The sequence below is a fragment of the Pseudomonas sp. KBS0707 genome (genome assembly GCF_005937945.2).
In the GTDB taxonomy this organism is placed as follows: Bacteria; Pseudomonadota; Gammaproteobacteria; order Pseudomonadales; family Pseudomonadaceae; genus Aquipseudomonas; species Aquipseudomonas amygdali.
Window position 1 is genome coordinate 4,579,522 of sequence record NZ_CP041754.1, and the last position, 19,089, is coordinate 4,598,610.

General features: G+C 56.5%; 16 protein-coding genes and 3 pseudogenes. 11 read left to right on the plus strand and 8 right to left on the minus strand.

Going from position 1 to position 19,089, the window contains the following annotated elements:
* Nucleotides 1–3: 3 nt before the first annotated feature.
* The 3 genes from FFH21_RS21740 to colR all read right to left on the minus strand — a co-directional run bounded on the left by FFH21_RS21740 (nucleotide 4) and on the right by colR (nucleotide 2,848).
* Nucleotides 4–684, minus strand: coding sequence for a class I SAM-dependent methyltransferase (locus tag FFH21_RS21740; RefSeq protein WP_002555018.1), 681 nt, complete (start codon nucleotides 682–684; stop codon nucleotides 4–6).
* Between the two features lie 201 nt (nucleotides 685–885).
* Entirely contained in the window at nucleotides 886–2,175 is a 1,290-nt protein-coding gene (locus tag FFH21_RS21745; protein WP_002555019.1) for a HAMP domain-containing sensor histidine kinase, read from the minus strand.
* Nucleotides 2,165–2,848, minus strand: a complete 684-nt coding sequence (gene colR, locus FFH21_RS21750; RefSeq protein WP_011169417.1) for a two-component system response regulator ColR — start codon at nucleotides 2,846–2,848, stop codon at nucleotides 2,165–2,167. The genes FFH21_RS21745 and colR overlap by 11 nt, the downstream gene beginning before the upstream one ends.
* Before the next feature lie 177 nt (nucleotides 2,849–3,025).
* Between colR and FFH21_RS21755 the strand changes: the two genes are divergently transcribed.
* Complete coding sequence (locus FFH21_RS21755) at nucleotides 3,026–3,766, plus strand: phosphatase PAP2 family protein (RefSeq protein ID WP_004666171.1); 741 nt, start codon at nucleotides 3,026–3,028, stop codon at nucleotides 3,764–3,766.
* An 81-nt stretch (nucleotides 3,767–3,847) separates the two neighbouring features.
* Here FFH21_RS21755 and groL read toward each other — a convergent pair whose 3' ends face one another.
* The 3 genes from groL to FFH21_RS21770 form a co-directional block, all read right to left on the minus strand.
* Nucleotides 3,848–5,491 (minus strand): chaperonin GroEL, encoded by a 1,644-nt coding sequence (gene groL, locus FFH21_RS21760; protein WP_011169418.1) that lies wholly within the window; start codon nucleotides 5,489–5,491, stop codon nucleotides 3,848–3,850.
* Between the two features lie 49 nt (nucleotides 5,492–5,540).
* Nucleotides 5,541–5,834 (minus strand): co-chaperone GroES, encoded by a 294-nt coding sequence (locus tag FFH21_RS21765; RefSeq protein ID WP_003304675.1) that lies wholly within the window; start codon nucleotides 5,832–5,834, stop codon nucleotides 5,541–5,543.
* A gap of 254 nt (nucleotides 5,835–6,088) precedes the next feature.
* Nucleotides 6,089–6,583: an FxsA family protein gene (locus FFH21_RS21770; protein WP_002555024.1), complete on the minus strand. Its 495-nt coding sequence runs from the start codon at nucleotides 6,581–6,583 to the stop codon at nucleotides 6,089–6,091.
* Between the two features lie 278 nt (nucleotides 6,584–6,861).
* Between FFH21_RS21770 and FFH21_RS21775 the strand changes: the two genes are divergently transcribed.
* A complete protein-coding gene (locus FFH21_RS21775) occupies nucleotides 6,862–7,620 on the plus strand; it encodes an SDR family oxidoreductase (RefSeq protein WP_002555025.1) in 759 nt (252 codons plus the stop codon).
* A 53-nt stretch (nucleotides 7,621–7,673) separates the two neighbouring features.
* Here the strand turns inward: FFH21_RS21775 and FFH21_RS21780 are convergent, their stop codons facing one another.
* Entirely contained in the window at nucleotides 7,674–8,681 is a 1,008-nt protein-coding gene (locus tag FFH21_RS21780; protein ID WP_005733444.1) for a DUF481 domain-containing protein, read from the minus strand.
* A gap of 164 nt (nucleotides 8,682–8,845) precedes the next feature.
* On the opposite strand from FFH21_RS21780, the gene FFH21_RS21785 reads away from it, so the two are divergent.
* From FFH21_RS21785 to FFH21_RS21805, 5 genes and pseudogenes are all read left to right on the plus strand, one after another.
* Nucleotides 8,846–9,202: an MGMT family protein gene (locus tag FFH21_RS21785; protein ID WP_004656468.1), complete on the plus strand. Its 357-nt coding sequence runs from the start codon at nucleotides 8,846–8,848 to the stop codon at nucleotides 9,200–9,202.
* 54 nt (nucleotides 9,203–9,256) lie between these two features.
* Nucleotides 9,257–10,807, plus strand: a complete 1,551-nt coding sequence (locus tag FFH21_RS21790) for an AmpG family muropeptide MFS transporter (protein WP_002555028.1) — start codon at nucleotides 9,257–9,259, stop codon at nucleotides 10,805–10,807.
* Nucleotides 10,808–10,835: 28 nt separating this feature from the next.
* A complete protein-coding gene (locus tag FFH21_RS21795; protein WP_004656474.1) occupies nucleotides 10,836–11,168 on the plus strand; it encodes a hypothetical protein in 333 nt (110 codons plus the stop codon).
* Nucleotides 11,169–11,491: 323 nt separating this feature from the next.
* Nucleotides 11,492–14,053, plus strand: a pseudogene (locus FFH21_RS21800) (type VI secretion system Vgr family protein).
* Nucleotides 14,050–14,352, plus strand: a pseudogene (locus tag FFH21_RS21805) (hypothetical protein); the annotation flags it as partial. The pseudogenes FFH21_RS21800 and FFH21_RS21805, both read left to right, overlap by 4 nt.
* A 61-nt stretch (nucleotides 14,353–14,413) precedes the next feature.
* Here FFH21_RS21805 and FFH21_RS21810 read toward each other — a convergent pair.
* Nucleotides 14,414–15,673 carry an IS256-like element ISPsy17 family transposase gene (locus FFH21_RS21810; RefSeq protein WP_004666928.1) on the minus strand — a complete coding sequence of 420 codons (1,260 nt, stop codon included), beginning with the start codon at nucleotides 15,671–15,673 and terminating at the stop codon, nucleotides 14,414–14,416.
* Between the two features lie 71 nt (nucleotides 15,674–15,744).
* Here FFH21_RS21810 and FFH21_RS21815 point away from each other — a divergent pair.
* From FFH21_RS21815 to FFH21_RS21830, 4 genes and pseudogenes are all read left to right on the plus strand, one after another.
* A pseudogene (locus tag FFH21_RS21815) lies at nucleotides 15,745–16,530 on the plus strand (DUF3274 domain-containing protein); the annotation flags it as partial.
* Nucleotides 16,527–18,203 carry a DUF2875 family protein gene (locus FFH21_RS21820; protein ID WP_011169419.1) on the plus strand — a complete coding sequence of 559 codons (1,677 nt, stop codon included), beginning with the start codon at nucleotides 16,527–16,529 and terminating at the stop codon, nucleotides 18,201–18,203. The pseudogene FFH21_RS21815 and the gene FFH21_RS21820, both read left to right, overlap by 4 nt.
* Nucleotides 18,200–18,469: a PAAR domain-containing protein gene (locus tag FFH21_RS21825; RefSeq protein WP_011169420.1), complete on the plus strand. Its 270-nt coding sequence runs from the start codon at nucleotides 18,200–18,202 to the stop codon at nucleotides 18,467–18,469. The genes FFH21_RS21820 and FFH21_RS21825 overlap by 4 nt, the downstream gene beginning before the upstream one ends.
* Before the next feature lie 80 nt (nucleotides 18,470–18,549).
* Nucleotides 18,550–19,062 carry a hypothetical protein gene (locus FFH21_RS21830; protein WP_004656484.1) on the plus strand — a complete coding sequence of 171 codons (513 nt, stop codon included), beginning with the start codon at nucleotides 18,550–18,552 and terminating at the stop codon, nucleotides 19,060–19,062.
* Nucleotides 19,063–19,089: the final 27 nt, after the last annotated feature.

The following is a 19,089-nucleotide window of genomic DNA, read 5'->3' on the forward strand; positions in this document are numbered from 1 at the left end:
TGTTTACCTTTTACGTAAGACGTAGACACGCCACATGGCGTACATCGGCAGAAAATCCATTCGGTTCTGGATACGAAATCCTGCCTGTTCAAATTCGGATTCTGCGGTAGCAACCGGTAACACAAAACGATTCTGGTAACTTTCCTGCCCGTTTTTCTGGAGACGCTGTTTCTCCAGACGTGCACGCTTCCATGCTTTGAAATTGCCGTCGACCCACAACGAGACAATCACACTGTCCCGGGTTACGCGCTGGAACTCACGCAATAGAGCCATCCGATCACTTGACTGACCGACGTGGTGCAGCAGGCGCATGCAGAAGATGCTATCTACTGCGTTATCAGGCAGGTCGATGTCAAAGGCAGATGTCTGCAAAGGTTGTACCCTTTTTACAACTTCTGCCGGCTGTGAGGCACAAGCGGTGCTGAGCATGTCTGCGGAGTTGTCAGCCCCTATGATCGAGCGGTTCGGTTTCTCGGCCAACAATGGCCAAAAACGCCCCGCACCGCAAGGCAGATCCAGCACCAGGCCAGGGTCACCGGCCAAGTGAAGCGCTTTTCTCGCCAGTTGTTCATCGCGATGATGCGACAACTTGCGCCAAAGACCGTCCTGATGCTTTTCAAGGTACTGACGAGCATGCGACTTGTCGTACTTGCGGGAAAACTCGAGTTCTATGCGGTCGCTCATGAGAGCTGCTCCTGACGTTGATGCGGGCCAAACTAAAGGCACCGCTGTCACTGTCAGGTCATCTGAATGTGAAAATATTGTTACCTCTATACTTCAGATGTTTCGAGATTTTACAGAGAGTTAGACGCCGTGTGTGACTTATCGACGAAGTGCAGTCGATTTACCGTCACACACTGAGGTGGGTCTGCTCAAAAATGAATGTCAGGTTTTGTTCAGGTTCAATGTCACTTCGAACCGGCAACCGTGTGGCTCCATGGGCGTAAGATCGACGCTCCATCCCTGGTTGGCGCAGATGCGCTGCACCAGTGACAAACCAAGGCCCAGGCCTTCCCCGCGCTGCTCGTTACCACGCACAAATGGCTCGAACATGGCCTCGCGTTTTTCCTCGGGAATACCGACGCCACTGTCTTCCACGGTGAAACTTTCGGCGTGCAGGGTCAGCGCAATGAATCCGTAATCAGTGTAGTGCAGCGCGTTGCGCAGCAAGTTACCCATCACGGCATGGAGGAAGGTCGCGTTGTAACGAATTTCGGACAGTTGGTCATCGGCAGGTGGCGTGTAGGTCAGTTGCAGCCCCTTGCCTTCTATCGGATCACGCCATTGAGAGATCAACTGCTCGGCCACTCCGACCAGCGTGGCCTTGGGCGTCATGGCCGGGTCTTCACGCTGGGTGCGGGCGAGCATGAGGAACGTTTGCACCAGATCACGCATCTCTTCGCAGGCGCGGCCAATGCGCTCGACCTGACGACGCCCTCGCAGGTCGAGCGCAGGGTTTTCCAGCAGCAGCTCGCAGGAGCTGGCCAGTACCATCAATGGGGTGCGCAGCTCGTGACTCACGTCACTGGTGAACATGCGCTCACGAATCAACGCTTGCCTCAGACGCCCCAGCGTTGCATCGAACGCCACCGCCAGCTCGCCGACCTCATCAGCGGCGTAGTCAGGTGCCAGTGGCGGTGCCAGCCCCAGCAACTGGTCACGGTGACGAACCTGTCTGGCCAGACGCACTACCGGTGCCATCACCCGACGGGCCAATACCCAGCCGAGAAATACCGCCAGCGCCAACGCCAGAACAAAACCGACCAGCACGACAGCGAACAAAACCCGCTCACGCTCTTCAAAATCGCTCTGGTCCTGAAGCAGGGCGTAATGCCGACCGTCTACCACCTCGATCATGGCGTGGTACGACAGTGGCCCACGGAAGACCTCATGAAAACCGGGTTCAAGGTGCCGAAGGTCTTTGGGCAGATCGAAATCGCCCGGACCGTTGCTGAAATAGAACAACTGATCGGGCTTGGGCCGGTGGCTCCAGTCACTGACACTGTCCATCAGCATCAGGCGATTAAGGTCGCCGCCAAGACCGGCAGAAATCAGTTTTTCTTCGACCAGATGGACCGTGGAAATAATGCCGATGGCGAAAGACCCGGCGACCAGTGCACTCATCAATGCAAAGGCAATGATGATCCGTTGGGCAAGACTCTGTTTAAACTCCATCCCGGCCCTCGGCCAAGCGATAGCCCACACCGTGCACGGTCTGCAACAGCGGTTTGCCGAACGGTTTGTCGATCACCTGACGCAACTGATGCACATGACTGCGCAGGCTGTCGCTGTCCGGGCAGTCGTCGCCCCACAGAGCCTCTTCCAGAATCTCGCGGCGCAATACATGCGGGCTTTTCTGCATCAGGACGGCGAGCAGTTTGAGCCCGACCGGGTTGAGTTTGAGCATCCGGCCTTCACGCGTCACCTCAAGGGTGTCGAGGTCATAGACCAGATCGGCGACCTGCAAGATACGCCGTCCGCCGCCCTGGGCACGGCGCAACACCGCTTCGATGCGCGCGGCCAGCTCGGACAGGGCGAACGGCTTGAGCAGGTAGTCATCAGCGCCGGAGCGGAAGCCTTGCAGACGGTCGTCCAGCTGGTCACGTGCGGTCAGCATGATGACCGGGGTATCGCGACGGGCATCTTCGCGCAGACGCTTGCACAGCGTGTAGCCGTCGATGCCCGGCAGCATGATGTCCAGCACAATCAGGTCGTAATGCTCGGTGGCTGCCAGGTGCAGTCCTGAGAGGCCATCCTGAGCGCAGTCGACGGTATAGCCTTTCATGCCCAGGTAATCGGCCATGTTCGCCAGGATGTCGCGGTTGTCTTCAACCAGAAGAATTCGCATAACGCACTCTCATATGCAGTTTGGGCTGGCGCAGCTTAAGACGAAGTGAGCGTCAGGGCCAGCGCCGATATGGCATGACGATTTTTTCACCTATGATTTACAAAGCACATGACACACTTTGAGACAAACCGTCGCACACAATGATCGCGGCATGCCTTTCACCGATCTGGATTCGATATGTCGAAAACCGTCGCCCCACCCTATTCTCGCTCAATAAATCCGTGGATTTATCTGGGTATCCCCGCTGTTGTCGCGCTGATCCTCGTACTCCTTGAGCTGACTTCGCTGGACATGGACATCGCCAGGCTTGCCTTCGATCCCGTCAGTGGGCAATTCATTGGCAGGCATAGCTATTTTCTGGAAGACGTCCTTCACGACCGCGCCAAACAACTGGTGATGGTTTTCGGTGTACTGGCGATGATCGGCTTTGCCGCGTCATTCAAGGTAGAACGCCTGATCCCGTGGCGCAGAGAACTGGGTTGTCTGGTGTTGTCCATGGCGCTTTCAACCGCCTTCGTGACACCTGTAAAAGTGGTGACCTCGGTGCAATGCCCCTGGAGCCTGACCGAGTTCGGCGGCCAGGAAACCTACAGTGAACTGTTGAGCCCGCGCCCCGCCACCGACAAGCCAGGTCGCTGCTGGCCGGGAGGTCATGCGGCCACCGGTTTTACCCTGTTTGCCCTGTTCTTCGCCTTGCGCGACCGCCGCCCGAGAATGGCGAAAATGGGGCTAGCCCTGGCCTTCGGTTTGGGAACAGTGTTCTCTATCGGCCGAATGCTGCAAGGCGCGCACTTCTTTTCCCATAACATCTGGACTGCAGTGTTTTGCTGGTTGATCTGTCTGGGGGTTTACTACTTTGTACTTTACCGCCCAGAACCCAAGGGCCTCGATAACAGCAAAGTACAACCGACGCACTGATTGATCCGGAACAGCAAGACAAAAAAACCCCGCACAAGGCGGGGTTCTTTATGGGTGTAGCTTTTCGGGGGTAAAGCCGGCTTACATCATGCCGCCCATACCACCCATGCCGCCCATGTCCGGCATGCCGCCGCCTGCTGGCTTGTCTTCAGGCACGTCAGCGATCATCGCTTCGGTGGTGATCATCAAGCTGGCGATGGAGGACGCCGCCTGCAGAGCAGAGCGAGTCACTTTGGCCGGGTCCAGGATGCCCATTTCAATCATGTCGCCGTATTCGCCGGAAGCAGCGTTGTAACCGAAGTTACCCGAACCCTGCTTGACCTTGTCGACAACAACGCTTGGCTCGTCACCGGAGTTGGCAACGATCTGACGCAGAGGTGCTTCAACGGCGCGACGCAGCAGAGCAATACCGACGTCCTGATCAGCGTTATCGCCTTTCAGACCTTCGATAGCTTGCAGGGAGCGAACCAGTGCTACGCCACCGCCAGGTACCACGCCTTCTTCGACGGCTGCGCGGGTTGCGTGCAGGGCGTCTTCAACGCGGGCTTTCTTCTCTTTCATTTCAACTTCGGAACCGGCACCGACCTTGATCACTGCAACGCCGCCAGACAGCTTGGCCAGACGCTCTTGCAGTTTTTCCTTGTCGTAGTCCGAGCTGGTGTCGCCGATTTGCTGACGGATCTGGGAGATGCGCGAGTCGATATCGGTTTTGACGCCAGCACCATCGATGATGGTGGTGTTTTCTTTGTTCAGGATGACGCGCTTGGCATTACCCAAGTGTTCCAGGGTAGTGGTTTCCAGGCTCAGGCCGACCTCTTCGGAGATAACGGTACCGCCGGTCAGAACAGCGATGTCCTGCAGCATGGCCTTGCGACGATCGCCGAAACCTGGAGCCTTGACGGCTGCAACTTTCACGATACCGCGCATGTTGTTGACAACCAGAGTTGCCAGCGCTTCGCCTTCAACGTCTTCAGCGACGATCAGCAGAGGACGGCCAGCCTTGGCGACTGCTTCCAGAACCGGCAGCATTTCGCGAATGTTGGAGATCTTCTTGTCGACCAGCAACAGCAGCGGGCTGTCCAGCTCGGCAACCATGGTGTCTGGCTTGTTGATGAAGTACGGAGACAGGTAACCACGGTCAAACTGCATGCCTTCTACAACAGACAGCTCGTTTTCCAGGCCCGAACCTTCTTCAACGGTGATAACGCCGTCTTTGGTCACTTTTTCCATGGCTTCGGCAATGATGTCGCCGATGGAGTGATCAGAGTTGGCCGAAATGGTACCCACCTGGGCAATAGCCTTGGTGTCGGTGCAAGGCTTGGACAGTTTTTTCAGCTCTGCAACGATGGCGATGGTCGCCTTGTCGATGCCGCGCTTTAGGTCCATCGGGTTCATGCCGGCAGCGACAGCCTTCAGGCCTTCGTTGACGATAGCCTGAGCCAGAACGGTAGCGGTAGTAGTACCGTCACCGGCGTCATCGTTGGCACGGGAGGCAACGTCTTTGACCAGCTGCGCGCCCATGTTTTCGAAACGGTCTTTAAGCTCGATTTCCTTGGCAACCGACACACCGTCTTTGGTGATCAGCGGAGCGCCAAAGCTTTTCTCGATGATAACGTTACGGCCTTTAGGGCCCAGGGTCGCTTTAACTGCGTCAGCCAGGACGTTTACACCGGCGAGCATTTTTTTGCGGCCAGAATCGCCGAATTTAACTTCTTTAGCAGCCATGATCATTATTCCTTGAATACTTTGTAGTAACGGAAATCAGCGGGAGCACTCAGCCTTCGACGACAGCAAGAATCTCGTTCTCGCTCATCACCAGCAGGTCTTCGCCGTCTACTTTCACTGTGTTGCTGCCGGAATAAGGGCCGAACACAACCTTGTCACCCACTTTCACAGCCAGCGCACGTACTTCGCCGTTGTCCAGCACGCGGCCGGTACCTACAGCAACGATCTCGCCGCGGTTAGGCTTTTCAGCAGCCGAACCTGGCAGAACTATACCGCCGGCAGTTTTCGTTTCTTCTTCACTGCGACGGATTACGACGCGGTCATGCAGAGGACGAAGCTTCATTGTCGATCTCCTGATTATGTTTGTTTGATCGTCCGGTGAGTGCACCGGCCGGTTTAAATCCGGACTTGCCGGTTACGGTTCGACGCGCGAACCGCAGAATACGGTCTGGCCTTCATGCCAGAAACCTTGCGGTGACCCATACATAAGGGCGAGCAAAGTGATTACAAGTCTTGAGCAAAAAAATTTTACAGCCCAATTGCCACGCCAAAACGAGCGCGGCACCCGAAGGTGCCGCGCTGCCGGGGGTGTAACGGCTACTTGTCGCGATGTTCGAACTCGCCTTCAATGACGTCCGGCTCGCGGGTCGGCTGGTGAATGGCATTGGGGCGATGGCTGGCAGGTCCCTGATTGGCCTGAGTCTGCAGATCATCAGCGAAGGCGCGCTGACGCATAGCCTGATCCTCTGCACGGCGACGAACCTTGTTGATCAGCAGACGACGAGTAATCGGCAGCAGACAGATCACACCCAGAATGTCACTGATGAAGCCGGGCAACAGCAGTAGACCGCCACCGACAGCGACCATCAGACCTTCGAGCATTTCCTGGGCAGGCAACTCGCCACGCGCCAGACTTTCGCGCGCACGCAGCGCCGTTGCAAAACCGGCTACCCGCATGACGAACAAGCCCAGCATCGACGTCGCGACGACCAGCAGGAAGGTCCAGAGAAAGCCGATGGACATCCCGACACGAACCAGCAGAAACAGCTCAAGTACCGGGAATAATAGAAACAGCAGCAAAAAAACACGCATCAAATGAGTTCCTCAAGGGAAGAATGCCTTCCGAGTAGACCGTATGTGATGTCAGAAGGTCGTTAATTCAAGCTCCCTGCGCTTGGGTAACAGCTTAATTATGCGCATAAGTCAGCTGAACCTGGGCTTCACAAACGTGTATCGGTGTATTTCAGGGCTGGGTGGCAGAGGCGAGACGAACGGGCGAAAACAGCCTATAACGTGCTCTGGCTATGGCATAAGCACTCGCATCAAGCCAGTGATGCCATGGAAACGATCAACTGTGATTGGGCACGCACATGGAATTGAAAGACAAGCTGATAATTATCACCGGCGGATGCCAGGGGCTAGGCAGAGCCATGGCCGAATATCTGGCTGGCAAGGGCGCGAACCTGGCACTGCTGGACCTGAATCAGGACAAACTTGATCAGGCCGTCGTAGCCTGTGAGGCGCTCGGGGTCAAGGCTCGCGCCTATCTATGCAATGTCGCCAATGAAGAACAGGTCGTCGACACGGTCAATAAGGTCGCCGAGGATTTCGGGGCCATTCATGGCCTGGTCAACAACGCCGGTATTTTGCGTGACGGCCTGCTGGTCAAGGTCAAGGATGGCGTGATGACCAAACTGAGCCTGGCGCAATGGCAATCGGTGATTGACGTCAATCTGACCGGCGTATTCCTCTGCACGCGCGAGGTGGCGGCGAAAATGATCGAGCAGAAGAGCCAGGGCGCGATCATCAATATCTCGTCGATTTCACGGGCGGGGAATATCGGACAAACCAACTATTCGGCAGCCAAGGCCGGCGTTGCCGCCGCGACCGTTACCTGGGCAAGGGAACTGGCACGCTACGGAATCCGCGTGGCGGGCGTGGCACCTGGGTTCATTGAAACCGAAATGACCGGTAGCATGCGCCCCGAAGCACTTGAGAAAATGACCTCGGCCATCCCGCTCAAGCGTATGGGCAAGCCCGACGAAATCGCCCACTCGGTGGCTTACATTCTTGAAAACGATTATTTCAGTGGCCGCATACTGGAGCTGGACGGCGCGATGAGAATCTAGTCAACGCATCCTGGCAGAACGATGCACACGGTGTGCATCGCTCGCCACATTGTTTACCAGCTCACACCGAAACCGGCGGTGTAGCGGGTCTTGTCCACGTCGCCGTTATCCGAGCCACTGATGATGTTTTTCTCGGCCTTCAGGTTAAGCGACGCCCAGTCGGTAACCTTGTAGCGCAGCCCGGCTTCGACATCCATCGAGTAATCGGCAACGCCACTCAACGGCTTGCCCAGTTCGCCGTTGCTGAAGAACTCGAACTTCTTGCCGATCAGGTAGCGGTTGTAATCCCAGGTGCCGGCAACGGAATAGAAGTTTTCCTTCTGGCCATTGGAGAATTCGAAATCTGTACGGTTGAGCAGCGCACCGACCTTGAAGGCTCCCAGCTCGTCATCCCACAACTGGTAACCAGGACCTGTACCGACAACACGCTGGCGCGACAGGTCTTCGATCTTGTCGCGCTTGTAGGTCACACGAGCATCCCAGAAGAATTTCTCGGTCAGGAAGCGGTCCAGCGAGTATTCGGCGCTCCAGTTGTCGGTGCCCACCACATCATCGGTCGTTTCGCGGTTGTAATCGCCTTTGGCGTTATGGCGCCATTGGCCGTGACGCGCCGAAGTCTTGAAGGCAATGTTGTAGTCATTGGTATCGTTTTCTGCCTGCTGGAAATCCAGCGCCGCATCGATATTGCCTTTCCAGACAAGATCAGTGATAACCGGCTTGGGCTTGATGATCTGATGAATGCTTGCCAGTTCGACGGTCTTGGGTGCATCGCCATTAGCCAGTACGACCTTGCCGTCGTCCGAAGCCTGCAACGACTTGGAGACTTCGCCTGTGTGCTCATCCTGCTTGACCAACAGTGGCTGATCGCTTTGAAGGGTTTTGACCTGCTTCCAGTCCAACGGAATAGCGCCGCCGTATTCGGTCTGCAATAGCAGCTTGCCACCATCAAACACTTTGATTGTGCCAGTCAGCCTATCACCATTCTTCAACCAGACAGTGTCGGCAAGCAATGGAGTGGAAACAGTAGTAATTGCGAGGCACAGCAGGGTTCTGGACAACATAAGCGGTAATCAGGCTCTGTTTGGCGGGAAGGCGGGCATCATCCTGCAGAAAAACATCAAGGCGATCTCAATCCATGGACCGCCGGACACGGTGGTAACAGACAGCAGAGATCGACCAAAGTTCCGCGAACGACAATCAATATCGTTTTATACAGGATAAACGCGTGACCGACCCGGACTTGACACTTCTTTACCCTGGCGAGCCGTCAGCTGCCGAAATGCGACGTACGGCCCTCTACCTGACGATGGCGCAAATACCGGAGGGCAAAGTGGTCGCCTACGGTCAACTGGCTGAAATGGCAGGGCTGGGCAGAGCTGCGCGCTGGGTGGGCCGTACATTGAGTCAGTTGCCGGACGGCTCTTCCCTACCCTGGCATCGGGTGTTGGGGGCCGGCGGTCGGCTCAGCCTGCCCGCTGGCAGTGTGTCCGGTGACGAACAGCGAGCCCGTTTACGCGCCGAGGGCGTTACCATTCGGAATAATCGGGTGGATATGCAGCGCCATGGCTGGCGTCCCCTATAGCACAGCGGTTAGAGTGCGCCCTTTGTTTTCGTAACCTGAGGCAGATTCCAGCCCATGCCCCGTAAAACCTGGCGCGCCGCGCTCGCCGCATATGCCAGCCCGTCGACATTAGTGTTACTGCTGCTCGGATTCGCTGCGGGCATGCCTTATATGCTGGTCTTTTCGACATTATCCGTGTGGTTGCGCGAAGCCGGTGTTGCTCGCGAGACCATCGGTTATGCGAGCCTGATCGGTCTTGCCTACGCCTTTAAATGGGTCTGGTCGCCCTTACTCGACCAATGGCGCCTGCCGTTTCTGGGCAAGCTGGGGCGGCGGCGCTCCTGGCTGGTACTGGCACAGAGTCTGGTGATTCTTGGCCTGATCGGGATGGGCTTCTGCGATCCGCAGAAGCATTTGTCCTGGCTGATCGCAATTGCCGTGGTAGTGGCCTTCGCCTCCGCAACCCAAGACATCGCCATCGACGCCTATCGCCTTGAAATCGCTCAGGACACCCAGCAGGCCGCCCTCGCCGCCAGCTATATGTCCGGCTATCGGGTGGCCGCACTGTTGGCGACCGCGGGCGCGCTGTACTTCGCTGAAGGTTTCGGCTCAACAGGCTTTGCCTACAAGCATTCGGCGTGGACCGGCACCTATGTGCTGTTTGGCCTGCTGATGCTGCCAGCGCTGGTCACTACGCTGATCATGCGCGAGCCGCCGGTGCCGTTGCGCACGCAATTGTCGGCAGCACGTTATGGCTTCACTCACCAACTGGCCTCAGTGTTTGTGCTGATCGTGTTACTGGTGTCAGTACCAGCGATGTTTACCCAGCTTTACAACACCGACTTCGCCAGCGTGCTGTTCAACGGCACCAGCTGGATGGACCTGCTGCTGGAAGACCGGGCTTTCCTGCGCGCCATTCTCTACACGCTTCTGACCTTCGCCTGCCTGTCCTCTATGGGGCGCCGCGGGCTGGCACCGGTGCTTACGCCGATCAACGACTTCATCATGCGTTATCGCTGGCAGGCGCTGCTGCTGCTGGGCCTGATTGCAACCTATCGAATGTCGGACACGGTGATGGGCGTCATGGCCAACGTGTTCTACATCGACCAGGGCTTCACCAAGGACCAGATTGCCAGTGTCAGCAAGATCTTCGGCCTGATCATGACCCTGCTGGGCGCTGGCGCCGGTGGTCTGCTGATCGTACGCTTCGGCATCATGCCGATCCTGTTCATCGGCGGCTTCACCTCGGCAGCGACCAACATCCTGTTCCTGTTGCTGGCGGACATGGGCCCGAACGTGAAGATGCTGATCCTGACCATCTCACTGGACAACCTCAGCTCCGGGCTGGCGACATCGGCGTTTGTCGCCTACCTGTCGAGCCTCACCAACCTTAAGTTTTCCGCCACTCAATACGCCCTGCTCAGCTCCATCATGCTGCTGTTGCCGCGCCTGTTGGGCGGTTATTCCGGCGTGGTGGTGGAGAAATTCGGTTATCACAATTTCTTCCTGATCACCGCTTTACTGGGCATTCCAACGCTGGTGATGATCATCCTGCAATGGAGCCGCGAGATACGCACCGCGAAGGCCGAGGCACCGACAGCAGTTTCAGAGATTGAGAAGCCCTGATCGCCGGATCACTCATCAAGGAAAAAAAGTGGACACCGAAAACCAAACACGCCCTTTCAACCCCATCCCACTGATTCTTATCAGCCTGGGGATCTGGCTACCCATCATCGGCACCCTGCTGACATATTATCTGTCGCGAGACGCTGATGGCCTTTCCGGATCAATGGCCTTGGGCAGTGCGGTAGTGCTGCTCGCGCAGGTGGAAATCTTCGCGATCATCTTTCTGCTGATTTATGCGTTCGCAGTAAAGCCATGGAGACTGTCCAGAAAGATACGCACAGTGTTCTCCATCAACGCAGTAGCCGCCACTGTCGCAGGCATCGGCATTATCGTCACGCTGGCCAATATAAGCCTGCAGTAAACGCCAACTAAAAAGCCCTGATGCTCGTGAGCCAGGGCTTTTCATAGCACACGCCTCCAGCCCTCTCCAAAAGCAAAGTCTTGCAGCCTGCATGGCTGTGTTCATTGCGCCGTAAGAAACGCACTACAGCTTCTTATGAATTGGACGACGAAATCGTTAGCCACTCCCCACTACCTCAGCGCGCCATGAGGAGTAATGTTGCCCGGTGATGGCCCATTGCAATTTAAGTGTGTGCCTCGGAAAGAAGTCTATAGACTCACGCCCCTCTCTATATCAGCACTCTCTAGCGGAACGAGCGGCTGGTTTTATATAACGGAGCAACAATGTTAAAGGATCTAACGGCGCTATTTGCGCCACAAAACCGTCGCTTGATCAAGCTGACGACCGTTGCCCGTGACGAACAGGAACTCCTGCTGGAACGTTTTTCCGGCACTGAAAGCCTGTCCGAGCTTTTCAGTTTCGAGTTGTCGATGATCAGTCGCGATGCCAGCCTGGAGCTCAAATCGCAGATCGGCCAGCCTGCACAACTGGCAATAGAACTCGCCACCGGCGAATCGCGCTACATCAATGGTTATATCAGTGCCTTCAGCCTGGAAGGCAGCGACGGCGGCCTGGCCCGCTACAGCGCCACACTGAGCCCCTGGCTATGGATGCTCTCGCGACGCGTCGACTCGCGCATATTTCAGAAACAGACCATCGAAGCCGTTATCCGAACGGTATTTGCGGCCTACGGCGCATTGCCCGACTTCGAGTTTCAACTCAGCCAGCCACTCAAGACGCACAGTTACATCACCCAGTACCGTGAAAGCGATCTGACCTTTGTATTGAGGTTGCTGGAACACGAAGGCCTGTTCTTCTATTTCGATCACAATCAGGAAAAGCACACGCTGATCATTCTTGATCACTCGCGTGACCTCTCGCCCCTGCCGCAACAGCCAAGCATTCGTTATCACAGCGCATCCGTTACCGAGACAGCGGACTCGATTACCGAATGGCGCAGCCATCGACGCCTGCAATCGGGGCGCATGTCCATTCAGACATTCGACTACAAGCAGCCCCGTAATCAGTTGCCTGTCGGCATGCCGAGCCTCAATGAGCAGGGCAACGTCGACGCGTATGAAGTGTATGACGTGCTCGATCACTACAGTCATGGCACCTTCAAAGACGGTGAACGCCTGGTGCGTCAGCGCCTGGAAGCCATTGAAGTACAGGGCAAGACATTCACCGGCAACAGTAACTGCCGCGCCATGTACCCTGGCCACACCTTTGAGCTGACCCAGCATTTTGATCATGACCGCGGCTCTGCTGAAGATCGCAGTTTTCTGCTGATAACGGTCAAGCATGAGGGCAGCAATAATTACCTGTCGGACGAAAGCGCAGGCTACAAAAACGAGTTCGTGTGCATTCGCCACAAGATCCCCTATCGGCATCCGATCACCGTTGCGCGCCCGAGCATTAACGGCCCGCTGAGCGCCATCGTGGTCGGGCCGGAAGGTGAGGAAGTGTTCACTGACGAGCTGGCACGGATACAGGTCAGGTTCCATTGGCAGCGCGGCGACAGCCTGCCGCAGGGCACCACCTGGTTAAGGGTGGCAATGCCCAGCGCGGGCAGCGGCTTCGGGCATCAGTTCATGCCACGCATCGGCCAGGAAGTGCTGGTAACGTTTCTGGCAGGCGATATCGACCGGCCTCTGGTGACGTCGGTGCTCTAAAACAACATTAACCTGCCGCCACGCTTCAGCAAGGCCTCGGGGCTGCCGGGCAACCGCACGCTGTCGGGGATCCGCACCCAGGAACATAAAGGCAGCGGCTTCAACGAATTGCTGTTCGATGACACGCCAGGCTCACTGAGAGCGCGCATGGGCACAACCCATCAGGCCACAGCCCTCAACCTGGGCAAACTGACCGACCCGCGTACTGACGGCACCGCCCAGCCACGCGGCAACGGCGCAGAACTGCGCACCGATGCCGCCATCGCCCTGCGTGCCGCGCAGGGCATGTTGCTCACCACCTATGCGCGTACCGACGCAAAAGGCTCACAGCTGGATCGCGAAGAGCTGCTCAAACTGCTGGCCGAGTGCGGCGAGTTGTTCAAATCCCTCGGCGAAACCGCCGCCGCGCGCGGCGGTCAGGCAGTGGATGTTCAAGGCATAGAAGCCTTGCGCCAGTCGCTGAATCAATGGCCCGCGCCGGACAGCAACGGCCTGGGCGACCCGGTACTGGCCATGACCGCAGCAGCAGGTATTGCCAGCGCCACGCCGCGCTCGCAGGTTCACTATGCCGGTGAACATCACGACACCACCGCGCAGAACAACCTGCAATTGACCAGCGGCGCGGCCATGCACCTGCAAGCGGGCAAAGGGCTGTCAGCCTTCGCCCAGGACGCTGGCATCAGCGCCATCGCCAACCGCGGCAAAGTGCTGGTGCAGGCCCAGGAAGACGACATCGCCCTCAATGCCCAGAAAAACCTGCACGTCTCGGCCGTCGAAGGCGAAGTGGTCATCACCGCGCCGACCATTCGCCTGGTCGCCGATGACGGCAGTTACATCAAGATTGGTGGCGGCGTCGAGATCGGCTCGCAGGGCAAAGTCACCGTGCATGCAAGCGAACACGACTGGATCGGCCCCAAGACCGACAGCGCTGCGATTCCCTCTTTCGGCCGCGACCCCGCCGCCCAGCAGGTCACCTTCCACTACCCCGGCCACAGCGAACAAAGCCCGCGGGCAGCAGCGGATCACTCGTATGAAATCAAACTGGAAGATGGCAGCCTGGCGAAAGGAATGACGAACGCAGACGGACTGACGGAGCGCGTGGAACGCGAAATGATGCATCAGGCGCAAGTATCGGCACTACGCAGCGGCACACCGAAAGGAGGTGCCCAATGAATGGCGCCGATGAATACGCCGTTGCCCAAGGCAACACACGCCTGATCCTCAACCTCAACACCACCAGCAAAATGGAAGTGCCCGCCGACTTGCCCGGCGTAGTGATCTTTCTGCACGGTGTGAATGACCCGGGGGCTTCTTATGAGTCGGTGGAGACCGGGTTGTGTCAGGGGGTTAATGAGCGACTGGATCGGCCGGATCTGGTGGCGGGGCGGTACGGGGCTGAATACGAAAAGTTAAGAAAGCTACCATCTGAAGATGTGCAAGACGATCAGAAGGGCATTCTGGACGATCCCGACGGGAGTATCAGTTTTTTTGTGTTCGGGCTGGTTAGGGCCTGCCGTCAGGCAGGCCCTTGTTTTACCAGCTCGGTCTGGTAAATCGGTCTCCGTACAGGATCGCAAATTGATTCATTGCCACTTTCCAGTCGTGTGCCGCATGACCCCAGTTGGCGGTGATGTTGCGCAACCCAAGCCATATCAGTTTCGTCGCAGCCTCATCGGTCGGGAAGTGCCCTCGAGTCTTGATGATCTTGCGTAACTGGGCATTGATGCTCTCGATGGCATTGGTCGTGTAAACCACTTTGCGAATGCCCGCCGGAAAAACAAAAAACGGTATAACCCGATCCCAGGCGCGACGCCATGCAGCAACTACAGTCGGATACTGCTTGCCCCAGGGGCCCGCTTCAAAGGCGTTAAGCTCTTGCTCAGCCACATCGGCATTGATCGCCTGGTAGATCGGCTTGAGTGCTTTGGCCAGTGCCCGACGTTTATCCCAAGCGGCATAGTCCAAGCTGTTGCGGATCAGATGCACGATGCAGGTTTGCAGCGTCGTGGCAGGAAAAACCGCCCCCAACGCCTCCGGTATTCCTTTGAGGCCATCCGTGACGGCGATCAGAACATCTTCAACGCCACGAGTCTTGAGGTCGTTGAACACCTTCATCCAAAACTTGGCACCCTCGGTGCTCTCGATCCATATACCCAGAATGTCGCGCGTGCCATCAGGTAATACCCCCAGCGCCAGATAAATAGCCTTGTTGCACACTAACCCCTCGTCCCGGATTTTGACCCGTAACGCATCGAAGAAGATCACCGGATACATCGGTTCCAAGGGTCGTTGCTGCCAAGCGCCCACCTCTTCCATGACCGCATCGGTGACTGAGCTGATGAAGTCATGGGACACGTCAGTTCCATACTGCTCAGATAGAAAAGCGCGGATCTCACGCACCGTCATGCCCCGGGCGTACATGGCAATTATCTTGTCGTCGAAGCCTGTAAAACGTCGTTCGTGCTTGGGAATCAGGATCGGGGCGAAGCTACCATCGCGGTCTCTGGGGATATCCAGGCGAAGCGGCCCGTCGTCGGTCAGAACCGTCTTGCTGCTTTTGCCATTGCGCTGATTGGTCGACTCCTCAGGGCGCTCCGCGCCCTGAGGATAACCAAGGTGGTGACCCAGCTCGGCGCCTAGCGCACGCTCGATCAGAGCCTTCTTGAACGCCATGGACGCGTCTTGAATGGCTTCGGCGCTCATCGGGCCTTTAACAAACTGCTCGATCAGCTCTTGGGGAATCGAGGGCAACTCCCTCGCTGTTGCATTGGCGGACTTCTTTTTGGTCGGCATACATGCACCTCTAGCTACATGTTATGCCCGAACACAAAATTTCTGACAGTCTCATCCCGACACCTATCTTTACGCTGATCATGGTGGACTCGCCTTACAGCCTGTTCCCTAATGTCACACCCAAGGGCCACGACACGCTGTCCACGCTGACGCGTATTGTCACTGAAGTCACTCAGGCACCTCACACCCAGCCGCCGCTGTCGGACCTGCGTAACCCTGCAACCTATTGCGGGCGAAGCGGCCCGAAATGGAGTCCGGCGCAGGGTGTACGCAAGGACAAGGTCGGTAATCTGGCGATTTTTCCGGAGCGCGATAATCGCGGCAAGGTGTACTTGTACTTCTGCCCGGACGACACCACCGTTGCTCTGGATGACGTCAAGGGCATCGGCACGTATGGCGTTTGGGATACGCTGGGCAAGAAAAACGGCCGGCAACCCATGAATGAATTACAACCGTTGCGTTTCTACCAACGCATGTGGACCAAGCGCCATCGTGACAACGCTCCGGTACTGGTCGGAAAGCCGGCAGGTCATGAGCTGCTGCGTGCGGACAATGAGCCACGCTACCCTGGAGGCTGGACAGCGGCAGGTGTCATCTCGCAAGCCCCGGTAGAGATGGGCCAGTTGTGCCTGATAAATGCCGAACCCTTGGCGATTGCGAATTGGAGGATAGATAAAACTACATTCGGAATCATTGAAAGATTACCGGGATGGGCAAAAATTAGCGTCGAAGCTCAGACATTGGTGAAAGCCAGTCATGCGTATTACCAACGAGGCATATTTCCGCCCTCTGGGCTGGTATCACTAACGCCGCCGTCTTTAGTAACCGCCCCACTTGAAAAAGGTGGTGAAAAGTGAAGCTCCATCAACCGAAAATCTCACTACGCCCCAAGCTGAAGGCGTATATCTGGATAACTGGAATACTACTTTTTCTCTGGATAGGGTTCGTCCTACTTGCCTACTTTAAAGCACAGGAAAACAACATGAAACTTCGTGACATACACTCGGTAACACGCTGGGGCATTGCAGCCATTTTGGGCACTTTACTGCTGATCTACAGCGGCCACTGGTGGGGTAAAGCCGTTGCTCATGAGAAGGTTGAACTAGCCGCGTATAAATCTAACGTAGCAGCACAAGTTTCCGAACAGCAGGCGTTGCAAAAACGGACCTACGCTTTAGAAATGCGCGGAATCGGACTGGCCGTAGGGGGATGGCATCAATCATCTGTATGGCGAAAAATCAAAGAAAAGAAAAATAATTTTACATCAATATATTCGCAAAACCCCGAAGATTATACGGATTCCTTACTCTCTCGAGAGAATACCCAGAGCATTAATATCCGTGCTGCATTCAAGCACTCAGCAGGCGAGGCGGTCGCATATTGGCCCATCCCAACGTTTGCAATTGCCCCCCCCAAACAACCTTCGGATACGGGTGCTGCTGACAATATTTTAAATGGGCGCAACGCTGCTACTTTAGGTGTGACACTGTTTTTGTGGCAAGACGCTGAAAACACCACCCATGCTCAAAAAATGCTTGAACGCTTATTCCGTCTTTTTGACGATAATCCCCAAGTGCCTCAGGCGCTAATCGTAAGTGAAGATGGTGACGTCACGCGAAACGGCTTGCGTGTGGCGGGTACTCCCGGACTGCAAAATGCTCAAGTCGTACCAACAGTGTTCGAAAGCATGACAGGCCTACTGGTCACTCGCTCGGATCGGGTAGATCGCTACATCCGTCAGTACGCGACTAATGAATCAGAGGACAATCAAAACAAGAACAGCGATCTGGGCAAGCTATGGAGTTTTTACTGGGAGCGCGACAAGAATCTGTATGAAGCGGGTGCAGGCACCTATAATCCCAAGGTACCGGATGCCCCGAGCACCATGTCCACCGCCTACTGGCAATCCCAGCTCCCCACCCTCTGGAAAACCATCAGCAATCGCGGCCCCGGCAATTTCGAGCCCTCCCCTTGGTTACCTATTCGCTGGGGTCAGCATCAGGTCAAGGAGTTCGACGCTGCGCCGGTGCTTGGCTACCTGCATCGGCCAATCAAGGCTCTGATGCAGGATGAAAACGGCAAGCGCCTGAAACCTGCATTGCAAGCCAAAGCCTTGCAAGCCGCCTGGGTACAGGCGCTGGATACTTTGCCCGAAGGGCAGAAACCTGTACGGGTGTTCTACGACAGCACCAACAACCCGAAAGCTGAAATCGCCCTGAACAACGCCCTGCACGACCTGAACAAGGACGGCCACGGTCTTGAGCTGGGCAACGTCGAAGAAGGTTACGACATCGGTCGCCGTCTGGGTAATACCGAAGTCAGCGGTGCGCTGGTCGAGATCAATCTGGCCACCATCGCCAGTTACAAGGATGGCGGCGTCAGTGCCGTGGTCTATGCCGGCACCGATGGCAGCCTGACCGTACAAATGGTCCGCCCGCCCGATGAAGCCCGTAAAGCGAAGAACACTCAGAACCGCGGCGCAGATCCGTTCACCTTCGGCTCGCCAACCGGCGGGGCACCTGCAGAGTGAGTTATCCCGTCTGCCTGGGCGACGCCACCAGCAGTGGTGGCCGAGTGGTGTCCTGCCAATTGGCAGGCACTCACACAATCAACGGCAAGCCTCCGGCCGTACTGGGCGACAAAGCAACCTGCCCGCTTCATTCAGGAGAATTCGCCTTTATCGAAGGCCACCCCACCCGAAAGCTGAACGGCATCCCGGTGGTCCTGCACGGCCATCGGCTGGCGTGCGGCTGCCAGGGTGTGGCCAGCCAAGCCATGAATGTGCGAGTGGTTTAGGATATTTCGTGATCAGGTCATGCAGCGCAAGTACAGGAAACAACATGGAACTGCCCCCTCAATTGGAACAAGGAAGAAACATGTACATGCGTTTTTGTCAGGCCGTCGTAGGGATGCATTTAGTCGCCGGGATGGTTCTATTAGCGGGCTGTGCGCAAGAGTCAGTGTCCCCGTGTGACGAGTTGATTGGTGACTACGCCACAAAGCCCGAGAATCAGCCAAGGATTCGTATCGAGAAAAGCGGCGAGAAGTTCTTGTTCACGCATAGCGAATCGGGTGCACAGGTCAGTGAGCCGCTCACCCCCTTACCCAACGCCGAAATAGTGGAAATGTTTGAAGGCAAGATAGTCCCGCCTCGCTGCATTCTCACCGCTGATGGTATGAAGATAATGAAGCTCCCCGCTGGCAGCGGCGTTAATCCCACAGAGGATCCCGATCGGAAACTTTCGCAGTATCCCGAGCCGACCCCATTCCTCATGGGCATATCTGCGGGAGTAGCGGCTGTACTGGGTCTTTACCCGGTGCCTCATCAAGAAAAACTCAAAGATATCGACGAGGAAGATGAGGACGACGGTTACATTTACAGTAAATAACGTACTTTTTGTGCCGGAGAGCTGAAA

Bases quoted from the DNA above. Each gene is read 5' to 3' on its own strand.
- FFH21_RS21740 (WP_002555018.1), bottom strand. From the start codon at position 684: ATGAGCGACCGCATAGAACTCGAGTTTTCCCGCAAGTACGACAAGTCG.
- FFH21_RS21745 (WP_002555019.1), bottom strand. From the start codon at position 2,175: ATGGAGTTTAAACAGAGTCTTGCCCAACGGATCATCATTGCCTTTGCA.
- colR (WP_011169417.1), bottom strand. From the start codon at position 2,848: ATGCGAATTCTTCTGGTTGAAGACAACCGCGACATCCTGGCGAACATG.
- FFH21_RS21755 (WP_004666171.1), top strand. From the start codon at position 3,026: ATGTCGAAAACCGTCGCCCCACCCTATTCTCGCTCAATAAATCCGTGG.
- groL (WP_011169418.1), bottom strand. From the start codon at position 5,491: ATGGCTGCTAAAGAAGTTAAATTCGGCGATTCTGGCCGCAAAAAAATG.
- FFH21_RS21765 (WP_003304675.1), bottom strand. From the start codon at position 5,834: ATGAAGCTTCGTCCTCTGCATGACCGCGTCGTAATCCGTCGCAGTGAA.
- FFH21_RS21770 (WP_002555024.1), bottom strand. From the start codon at position 6,583: ATGCGTGTTTTTTTGCTGCTGTTTCTATTATTCCCGGTACTTGAGCTG.
- FFH21_RS21775 (WP_002555025.1), top strand. From the start codon at position 6,862: ATGGAATTGAAAGACAAGCTGATAATTATCACCGGCGGATGCCAGGGG.
- FFH21_RS21780 (WP_005733444.1), bottom strand. From the start codon at position 8,681: ATGTTGTCCAGAACCCTGCTGTGCCTCGCAATTACTACTGTTTCCACT.
- FFH21_RS21790 (WP_002555028.1), top strand. From the start codon at position 9,257: ATGCCCCGTAAAACCTGGCGCGCCGCGCTCGCCGCATATGCCAGCCCG.
- FFH21_RS21810 (WP_004666928.1), bottom strand. From the start codon at position 15,673: ATGCCGACCAAAAAGAAGTCCGCCAATGCAACAGCGAGGGAGTTGCCC.
- FFH21_RS21830 (WP_004656484.1), top strand. From the start codon at position 18,550: ATGTACATGCGTTTTTGTCAGGCCGTCGTAGGGATGCATTTAGTCGCC.